Source organism: Mesorhizobium sp. P3_A9, assembly GCF_056402975.1.
In genome coordinates this window covers 1-10,161 of the sequence record NZ_JBFUGJ010000224.1, presented here as the reverse complement: position 1 = coordinate 10,161, position 10,161 = coordinate 1, and the positions used below count along the sequence as shown (strand labels likewise).

2 protein-coding genes and 1 pseudogene are annotated in these 10,161 nt (G+C 64.6%); 1 reads left to right on the top strand and 2 read right to left on the bottom strand.

What is annotated here, in order from left to right:
• Together AC1DX0_RS24450 and AC1DX0_RS24445 are read right to left on the bottom strand one after the other, a co-directional pair.
• Positions 1-2,366, bottom strand: a pseudogene (locus tag AC1DX0_RS24450) (translocation/assembly module TamB domain-containing protein); the annotation flags it as partial.
• 2 nt (positions 2,367-2,368) lie between these two features.
• The gene (locus AC1DX0_RS24445) at positions 2,369-4,297 is read right to left on the bottom strand and encodes an autotransporter assembly complex protein TamA (protein WP_477357138.1); all 1,929 of its coding nucleotides are present in this window, start codon (positions 4,295-4,297) and stop codon (positions 2,369-2,371) included.
• A 280-nt stretch (positions 4,298-4,577) separates the two neighbouring features.
• Between AC1DX0_RS24445 and AC1DX0_RS24440 the strand changes: the two genes are divergently transcribed.
• Complete coding sequence (locus AC1DX0_RS24440; protein ID WP_477357136.1) at positions 4,578-10,076, top strand: alpha-2-macroglobulin family protein; 5,499 nt, start codon at positions 4,578-4,580, stop codon at positions 10,074-10,076.
• Positions 10,077-10,161 lie beyond the last annotated feature (85 nt).

Genomic DNA, 10,161 nt, shown 5'->3' with positions numbered 1-10,161 from the left:
GGAATGCCCGCTATGGTGGCGCCACCAGTGAAATTGGTCCAATCGCCGTCGCGCTTCAGGTCGACGCCGATGCCGCTGATTTCGGTGGCGCCCGAGGTGACCGAGTCAGCCTTGATGGTGCCCGAGATTGCCGGCGCCTTGAGATAGTTGGCGATCAGCGCGTTGACGGCGATGGTCTTGGCCGTCACCTCGCCGCGCGCAATCGACGTGCTCTTGGCATCGATGGTGACCGACGGCGTCTCGCCGTCCTTGGCAAAGCCGATGGTGCCGTTGATATCGCCGGTCACCGCCTGGCCGGCCAGTGCCGCTAACTGGTCGATGGCGGGTGCGGCCAGCGTCAGCGTGCCCAAAGGCATGAACTTGTCGTCCAAGGCCAAGTCACCCGAAACCTTGTTGTCGCCAAGCGAGACCAGAAAGCCGTTGATCGAGCGCTTGCCCTCGCTCGTCACCAATGCCGCCTTGATGTCCAGTGGCTCGTCGTTGACGGTCCCGGTCAGCGAAACATCGGCCGAGGGGCTTACTATGTCGGCCTTGCCGCTCGCCGTCAGCTTGATCGCCTTCACCGTGCGGCCCGAGGCTGTCAGGCTGTCGCTGCCGGCGGAGACGCTGAAATCCGGGGCCGAGCGCGGGCCGCTTGCCGTCAGGGCGAAATCGACACCGCCGGCAACCGGCACGCCGACCATCGGCGACAGCACCGAGACGTCGCCCAGCGTGCCCTTGATGTCGGCCTGGATGTCGCTGCCTTGTGCGCTGGCGGTGCCACTGGCGCTGAGCGAACCGGAGGTCAACGAGATCGAATTGGCGGCAAAGGAGCCCTGCGGATCGCGCGTTGCGGCGGCTGAGAATTTCACCCGCTCGCCGAGCACCGAGCTGATCTGCGGCGGCAAGGCGGTCGACACCGCATCGGCATTCATCTTGAGCTGCATAGAGAGATCGGCAAGCGCCACCGTCATGGTCAACGAGGCGTTGAGCGCATCGGAGCGCAAAGTGCCCTGGTCGATGGTGATGGCGTCCTTGCTCAGCGATCCGCCCAGATCGACATCGACCTTGCCGGTGATTAGCGGCGCCAGCGTCGCCACGTCGGTCTTCAGCCCACCCGCCGTCAGCTTGACGGCAAACGGCCCGGCGCGGTTCTGGATGTCGAAGCCGTCGGAATGGATCTGCGCCGCCAGATCGTTCAGCTGCGTGCCGCCCGCGACCACCGAAACCAGCGCGGCACCAATGTCGATGATCGGCGCCTTGCCGTCGCCAAAGGCGCGGGCGGTGATGTTCCGGATGACCACCGTGATTGGCTGTGCCGCATTGCCCACGATGATCGGCACAGGTGCGCCCTTGGCGGCAATTTCAACCGAGAGATCGCTGGCGCCGGCAGGGTCGGCGATGCCGGCCGCGGTGCCATGGATCGCATCGCTTTCGATGTTGGCGTGGTCGACGCTGATGCCGCCGGCCGATGTCGCGGTGCCGGCGACATCGAAGCTGGTCTTGCCGGCAAACAGTGGCCTCAGATTTTCCGGCAGGAAAGGCGCGAACTCGCCATCGCCCTTGGCCTCGACGTGATTGCCCTTGTCGGTAAGTTGATGACGGCCCGTCAGCTGGGTGACGATCTTGCCGTCGACCGTGAAGGTGGCGATGCCGTTCCAGTTGGCAAGCGGCCCCGTGCCCGAGACGGCTATGTCTACCGGCGGCGCATCGGGCAGCTTGAGCAGATTAGCAATGATGCCGCCTGCTGGCTCGGAAGCCTTGAGGTCGAGGTCAAGCCTGTTGTCATCAGGCGCAAAGTGGATCTTGGCGTCGACATTGCCTTGCTTGCCGTCATGGCGGGTGACGTTAAGTGTGGTCTCGACCGCCAGCGGCGCGGCATCGGCCTTGAGCATCCCCTTGGCGGCGAGTTCGGCAATGCCGCTGCCGGCCAGTTGCTGGCCAAGCGCGATTTCCGGCAGGTCGATCTGCTTGATGTCGATGGAAACCGGCAGCGTCGTCGTGCCGCTCTGCGCCGGCGGCTGCTGACTTGCCACCGGCAGCCGTGCGAGTTCGATGCGCTCGGCCGCGATGCGGTCGGCGCTGAAGCTTTTCGACAAGAGCGAAAGCGGCGACCAGTCGACGGCGACCTTGCGCGCCACCAGCCAGGCGCCTTGGCGGTCTTCCAGCACGACATGGTCGACGCTGAGGTTACCCGACCAGATGCCGTCAATGCCGCTGACGGTGATCTTGCGGTCGTCGGTTGAGGCGAGCCGCGAGATGATGCCGGAGAGATTGTCGCGTCCGCGCTCGGTTTTGGTCAGCACGACTAGCGCGCCGATGGCGCCCGCGACCACGATCAGCAGCGTGTAGAGGACAATGCGAAGGATGCGCCGGACCGTTTTCATCGTCAGAATGCCTGTCCGATGCCGGCATAGATGCCGAAACGCGGGTCACCGGGATCGCGGTTGAGCGGCACGGCGGCATCGATGCGCAGCGGCCCGAACGGCGTCACATAGCGCAGGCCTACGCCGGCGCCGACCTTGACGTCGGAGAAATTGGGCACCGACTTCGTCGACACCGTGCCGGCGTCGACGAACGGCACGATGCCGATCGTGTCGGTGACGGCGATGCGCATTTCGACCGAGGTCTCGAAGAAGGACAGGCCGCCGATCGGCTGTCCGTTGAAGTCTTTCGGGCCGATGCCCTGATAGGCATAGCCGCGCACCGAACCGCCACCGCCGGAATAGAAACGCCGGTCGGCCGGAACATTCTGCAACCCGGTGCCGACGATCGAGCCGGCGGCGACGCGCTCGGCCAGCACGAACTTCGAGGCTGTATCCAGCGACTGATAGGCCGATCCCTCGCCCCTCAGCTTGAGGAAGGCCGCACCATTCATGATGTCATAGCTCGGTTCGGCATAGGCCAGCACCCTGAAGCCGCTGGTCGGGTTCAGCCGGTTGTCGCGGTTATCGTAGACATATTGCAGCGGAATGCTGGCGATCAGGTACTTGTGCTTGCCGAAGGCGTCGTGGATCCGAGAGTAGTCGAGCGCGACCTCGGCCGAGACGGTCTGCTTCTTGTCGAKKTCATAGGACAGGCCGGTGCTGCCCTTGATCGAGAAATGGTCGTAGGCGTCCGGATGCTCGAGCACGGTCTTCACACTGGCAAAGAATTTCGATGCCGGCCCGATCACGCCGGGTTTCTCGAACATGATGCCGGCATTGTAGTTCAGATCGGACAGATTGTTGCTGCCGATGCCGCTAATGGCGCCGTCGATGCGCAGCTTTTCGGCGTGACCAAACAGGTTGCGGTGCCCCCAATAGCCTTCCAGGCCAAGGCCCTCGGTGTTCGAGAAAGTGCCGCCCAGCCCGAAATAGCGCGGCTTGCGCTCGCTGACCTGAACGCCGATCGGAATGTTGCCGTCGGCGTCGAGCTTGTCGGCTTCCTTGAACGTCACGCTGTTGAAGACCTCGAGCGCCAGCAGCCGGTCGCGCGCATCGCTGATCTCCTGCGGCGAGTACTGCTTGCCGCGCTTCAGCCCGGTCATGTATTCGGTGAAGTCGCGGTCGACCTTCTCCGTGCCTTCCACCGTGGTCGCGCCATAGCCGGCGACCGGTCCGGCGGCGACAGTCAGCGTCACGTCGAGCGTCGAGGTGGCATGGTCGGCGACGATCTGCCGGTCGGTAACCTTGGCCAGCGGCCTGCCCTGCTCCTTCAGCGTCCGCACGATCAGCGCCTCGGCCTTGAGCACCGCGCCGGACCCAGCGTCGCCGCCTGATATCAGGCCGWAATCGGCGCTCATSAGCCCSGCCGCGTCGCCYTCCAGCCTKATGTTGCCAAGCGTGAATTTGGGCCCTGCGGCGATGACAATCGCCACTGGAATCGGCTGCGGGCCCTTGAATTCGGCGTCCGGCGGCAAGTCGTCGAGCGGCTTGCCGTCGATGGTGATGGTGACCACGCCTTCATAGCGGGCATCGGCATAAAGTGCGGCGACCAGCTGTTCACGATCGCTTCGCGCCTTGGCCATCAGCCCGAGCGAGCCTGAGACCGGCCGGTCCTCATCGCCTTTCAGTGCCGAGGTGTTTTCAAGCTTCTTGACCAGGGCCTTGTCTGCATCGGGCGCAGTGATGGTCACGGCATAGCGCAGCGGATCGACGATATCGGCGTCCTCGTCGTTGGACGATCCCCACAGCTTGATGCCGAAAAGCTCGAAAGCGGCGGCTGGCTGTGATTCGGCGGCCAGCGCGCTCGCGCACATCATGGCCAAAAGCAGGGCGCGCGGAAGAACGCGCCCTGGCGCGGTCCTTCCTGACATCTGCTTTTCATGCGCCGGCATTAAGACAACCTAGGTTACAAAACTAAAATTGGAATGAAGTTCTGAAGCGCTCGTAAAGGGGCCACAATCCAATTGTCTGAAATAGGACGGGCTTGGAATTCACACCTTCTGCGTTTCCGCAAGAATGCGTGATCCCCTGTCCCGTGGAGGTTACTGTTCGCATACCGGTCCTTGGCCGGGAAATAAACCGTTGGCAGGCGGAACCTGCCGCGTTCGCGCGTTGACAAGCTTGACTGAAGCTTGAACATGCCCGGACGTCTGCACTTGTCTGGAGGGTGTTATGGCAATGCGCGCGGCTCGTGGTCTGTCTATCCTTATCCTTCTTTTCCTTGCCTGGGCCAATGTCTTAGCCTGGAACAGCGTCGCGCAAGCGGCCGAAGCCCGGCGAATCGCAACAACAGACAATTCCGACTATTTCGGCTTTGATCTCAGATCCGACCAGAATGTCACCCTCGACCAGTGCAAGACGACATGCCTTGGCGATCCGGCCTGCCGCGCCTTCACCTACAACACCAAGGCCAAATGGTGTTTTCTCAAATCCGACTATAACCAGCTGAAGCCCTTCAGCGGCGCGGTTGCGGGCAAGATCGTCAACATTGACGGCGATCCCGATATCGGCGCGCCGCCGGAACTCGCCTTCTTCCCCAACTGGATGGCCGACCAGGCCCAGCAGTACCGCAACAAGCTGCTTGGCCCCGCTTTTGACAAGCCGACCGAAGGCATGGCGGCCCTGATCAACGCGGCCGAGCAGGCCGTTTTGACCGGTGACCATCGCTCCGCCATGCAGAAATACGAAGCCGCTGTCTCGGTGATGCCCGATGACGGCCAGCTCTGGCTCAATCTGGCGCGCGAAACCCTTGCCGTGCAGCCCGCAGCCAGCACCGCGGAAGTATCCACTTTCCCGATGAACGGCACTTCCGCTGCCTTCAACGCCTATAAGCTTTTGCGCACCACCAAGACGCGCGCCGACGTGCTGGCGCTGCTCGGCAATGGCCTCGACAAGCGCGATCTCTACCGTCCTGCCCTGCAGGCCTATGAGGCGAGCCTTGCGCTTGTCACCTCGCCGGCTGTCCAGGCCGATTATGCCGACCTCAAGGCCCGCAAGGGTTTCCGTGTCGTCGACCACAGCGTCGATGCCGACACCAGCGCGCCGCGCATCTGCGCACAATTCTCCGAGGAACTGGTCAAGACCGGCGTCGACTATGCGCAGTTCGTCACTGTCGACAACGCGCCGCCCAAAGGCGTCGAGGCCAAAGACAAGCAGATCTGCGTCGAAGGGCTCGAACACGGCCAGCATTATGATGTCACCTTCCGCGCCGGCCTGCCGGCGGCCATTGGCGAAGTGACCGCCGCTCCCGTGGTGCTGTCGATCTATGTGCAGGACCGCGCCCCATCCGCCCGCTTCACCGGCGACAGCTTCGTGCTGCCGGCCGGCGCACGCCGCGGCATTCCGGTCGTCACCGTCAACATGAACGCCGCCCAGATGAAGCTCTACCGCATCGGCGACCGCTCGCTGGCGCAGCTTCTGTCGGGCTATCAGTTCCTGCACCAGCTCGACAGCTATGACATCTCCAACATTTCCGAGCAGATGGGCTCGCCGGTCTGGCAAGGCCAGCTCGACATCGTCAACGACCTCAACAAGGAGGTCACCACCTCCTTCCCCGTCGACGAGGCGGTGCCGCAGCGCAAGCCCGGCGTCTATGTGCTGACCGCCCAGCCGGTCAACGATAAGAGCGACGACTATGGCTCGATGGCCACGCAATGGTTCGTCGTCTCCGACATCGGCCTGTCGACCTATACCGGCCAGGAYGGGCTSAATGTCTTTGCCCGTTCGCTSGGMTCGGCCAAGCCGATTGCCGGCGCCGAACTGACGCTGGTCGCCCGCAACAACGARRTGCTCGGCACCGCGACMTCSGAYGCCGAMGGCCACGCYGTCTTCAAYSCCGGCCTGACRCGCGGCGAYGGCGGCATGGTGCCGGCCGTKCTGATGGCCAAGCAGGGCGACAAYGAYTTCGTCTTCCTCGACATGTCCAAGGCCGGCTTCGACCTCTCCGACCGCGGCGTCACCGGGCGCGCGGCGCCCGGCGCGCTCGACGTCTATGCCTGGACCGAACGCGGCATCTACCGCGCCGGCGAGGATGTCCATGTCGCCGCCCTTGCCCGCGATGGCGCGGCCAAGGCGGTCGAGAACCTGCCGCTGACCTTCATCTTCTCGCGCCCAGACGGCGTCGAAGACCGCCGCATCGTCAGCGACGGCGCTTCGGCCGGCGGCCATGCCGTCGACCTGCCGCTGGAACCCAACGCCATGCGCGGCACCTGGTCGGTGTCGATCTACACCGATCCCAAGCAGCCGGCGGTCGCCAGCCAGATGTTCCTGGTCGAGGATTTCGTGCCGGATCGCATCGAATTCGACATGAAGGCCGACAAGCAGGAAATCGAGCGTGGCGAAACCGCCAACATCAACATCGACGGCCGCTTCCTCTATGGCGCGCCGGCGGCGGGCCTGGCCCTGGAAGGCGAGTTGACGCTGTCGACGGCGCGCGACTGGGACCGCTTCCCCAACTTCTCCTTCGGCCTCGCCGACGAGCAGTCGGCGGAGCCCACGGTCACGCCGCTGACCAACCTGCCGGTGGTCGGCGATGACGGCAAGGCGACCTTCCCKGTYWCCGTCGASCAATTGCCSKCGACCACCAAGCTSGTCGACGGCAAGGTGACGGTGCGCATGCGTGAAACCGGCGGCCGCGCCATCGAGCGCTCGCTCAACATCGGCATCCGCCCGCAAGGCCATATGATCGGCATCCGTCCGGATTTCGCCGATGGTGAAGTGCCGCAGGGCGGCACGGCCAAATTCAGCCTGATCGCGGTCGATCCCTCCGGCAAGCGCGAGGCGCTGAAAGGCGCGCAGTGGACGCTGGTCAAGGTCGAACGCAATTACCAGTGGTACCGCTCCAGCAATTCGTGGAACTACGAGCCGGTCACCCTCACCAAGTCGATCGCCAACGGCCAGATCGACCTCAACGCCGATGGCGACGCCACCGTCTCCGTGCCGGTCGACTGGGGCCAGTACCGGCTCGAGGTCGAAACCTCCGATCCAGAGGGACCTGCGACCAGCTATGAGTTCGACGCCGGCTGGTATGTCGCCTCGACGACCACCGAAACGCCCGACGGCCTGGAAATCGCCCTCGACAAGGACAATTATGCCGCGGGCGAAGTGGCCAAGCTGAAAGTCTCGCCGCATTTTGCCGGCGAACTTCTGATCAATATCGGTTCCGACAAGCTGTTGAAGACCATCACGGCGACCGTGCCGGCCGGCGGCAGCACCGTCGACATTCCGGTCGGCGACGACTGGGGCGCCGGCGCCTATGTCACGGCAACCCTGTTCCGGCCGGGCGATGCGCAGGAAACGCGCATGCCGGCCCGCGCCATCGGCGTGAAATGGCTGACGGTCGATCCGGGCGCCAAGAAGCTCGCGGTTACGCTGACGCCGCCGGACAAGACCATGCCGCGCCAGCAGCTGTCGATCCCGGTTTCCGTGGCCGGCGTGCAGCCGGGCACCAACGCCTATGTCATGGTTGCCGCCGTCGATGTCGGCATCCTCAACTTGACCAACTACAAGGCGCCGGACCCGGAGAACTGGTTCTTCGGCCAGCGCATGCTGGGCATGGAGATACGCGACATCTATGGCCGCCTGATCGATGGCTCGCTCGGCACCACCGGCAAGCTTCGGACCGGCGGTGACGGCGCCAACATGCAGGCGCAAGGCAGCCCGCCCACCGAAAAGCTGGTCGCCTTCTTCTCCGGCCCGGTCCAGCTCGACGCCGACGGCAAGGCACGGATCGACTTCGACATCCCGCAGTTCAACGGCACCGTGCGCGTCATGGCCGTCGCCTGGACCAAGGAAGCGGTCGGCCATGCCCAGTCGGATGTCATCGTGCGCGACCCGGTGGTCATCACCGCCGGCCTGCCGCGCTTCCTGGCGCCTGGTGATGCCGCCGTCATGCGGCTCGACGTGGCCGACACGGACGGTCCGGCCGGCGATTATGCCTTTTCGATCGACACGACGGGCGACCTGTCGACCGGCGACAAGCCCCTGCCCCAGAAGCTGACGCTCGCCCAGGGCAAGCGCCAGACGCTGACCGTGCCGCTGATCGCAAAGACGCCGGGCAATGCCTCGCTCACCATCAAGCTGGCGCATGCCGACGGCACCAAGGTCGAGCAGACGCTCTACGTGCCGGTGCGCCCGGCGCAATTGCCGGTCACCACGCGCCTTGTGGTCGACCTCAAGGGCAATGGCGGCGCGCTGCGCGTCGACAAGGAGCTGCTGGCGGCAAGCCTGCTTGAGGGTGCCTCCGTCAGCGTCGGCGTTTCGCAGGCGGCAGCCTTCGACGTGCCCTCGCTGTTGATGACGCTCGACCGCTACCCCTATGGCTGCGCCGAGCAGACCACCAGCCGCGCCATGCCGCTTCTCTACGTCAATGAGATGGCGTCGGGCGTCGGCATGGAGAGYGACCCCGACCTGCACGGCCGCATCCAGGATGCCATCTACAAGGTGCTGRGCTACCAGTCCTCGTCTGGCAGCTTCGGCCTGTGGGGTCCGGGCTCCGGCGATCTGTGGCTCGACGCCTATGTCAGCGAGTTCCTGACCAGGGCGCGCGAGCAGAAATACGACGTGCCGGCGCTGGCCATGAACCAGGCGCTGAGCAATCTGCAGAACTCGCTCGGCTACGACCAGAGCGTACAGGACCGCGGCAGCGAGATCGCCTACGCCCTCTACGTTCTCGCCCGCAACAAGAAGGCCTCGATCGGCGACCTGCGCTACTACGCGGACACTCAGCTCGAAGCCTTCACGAGCCCGATGGCCGTTGCCCAGCTGGCGGCGAGCCTTGCGCTCTACGGCGACACGCAGCGCTCGGAGGCGACGTTCAAGACCGCGCTGCAGCTCGAAAAGTCGCAAACCGACTACGACTGGTACCGCTCCGACTACGGCTCGGCGCTGCGTGACGGCGCGGCGATGCTGTCGCTGGCGGCGGAATCGAAGCCGGTGTCGACGATCGTGCCGGAGCTGATCAAGCTGGTGACCAGGGAACGCGCCGAAGTGCGCTGGACCAGCACCCAGGACGATTCCTGGATGCTGCTGGCGGCCCGCGCGCTGAAGGAAGGCAATGACTCGATCACGCTGACCGTCAATGGCGCGCCGCATTCGGGCGGCTATTCCAACCAGGTCAACGGCTCCGAACTGGTCGACAGCCCGCTCGAAATCGCCAACACCGGCAAGACCCCGCTGCAGGCCGTCGTCACCACCGTGGCGTCGCCGATCCAGCCCTTGCCGGCCGGCGGCGACGGCTTCACCATCGACCGCACCTACTACAAGCTCGATGGCACCGAAGCCAATGTGACGGAGGCCACCCAGAACGAACGTTATGTCGTCGTGCTCAAGGTCACCGAACAGAACAGCTGGCCGTCGCGCCTGCTGGTCACCGACCTGTTGCCCGCCGGCTTCGAGATCGACAATCCCGGCCTGGTCTCCAGCGCGCAATTGACGAACTTCTCCTGGCTGGCGCAGACCGACGCCGCCCATCTCGAATTCCGCGACGACCGTTTCGTCGCGGCGTTCAACCCGGCCGATGGCGAGCACGACCACAATCTGACGCTTGCCTATGTCGTGCGCGCCGTGACGCCGGGCACCTACGCCCATCCGGCGGCAACGGTGGAAGACATGTACCGGCCGCAATTTTCGGCCCGCACCGCCACCGGCATGATGGAGATCAAGGCGCCGTAAGGCACCTGTCGTGACGATCATGCAAATGGCGATTGCGCAGACGACAGTTCCCTTCTCCCCGTTCTACGGGGAGAAGGTGCCGGCA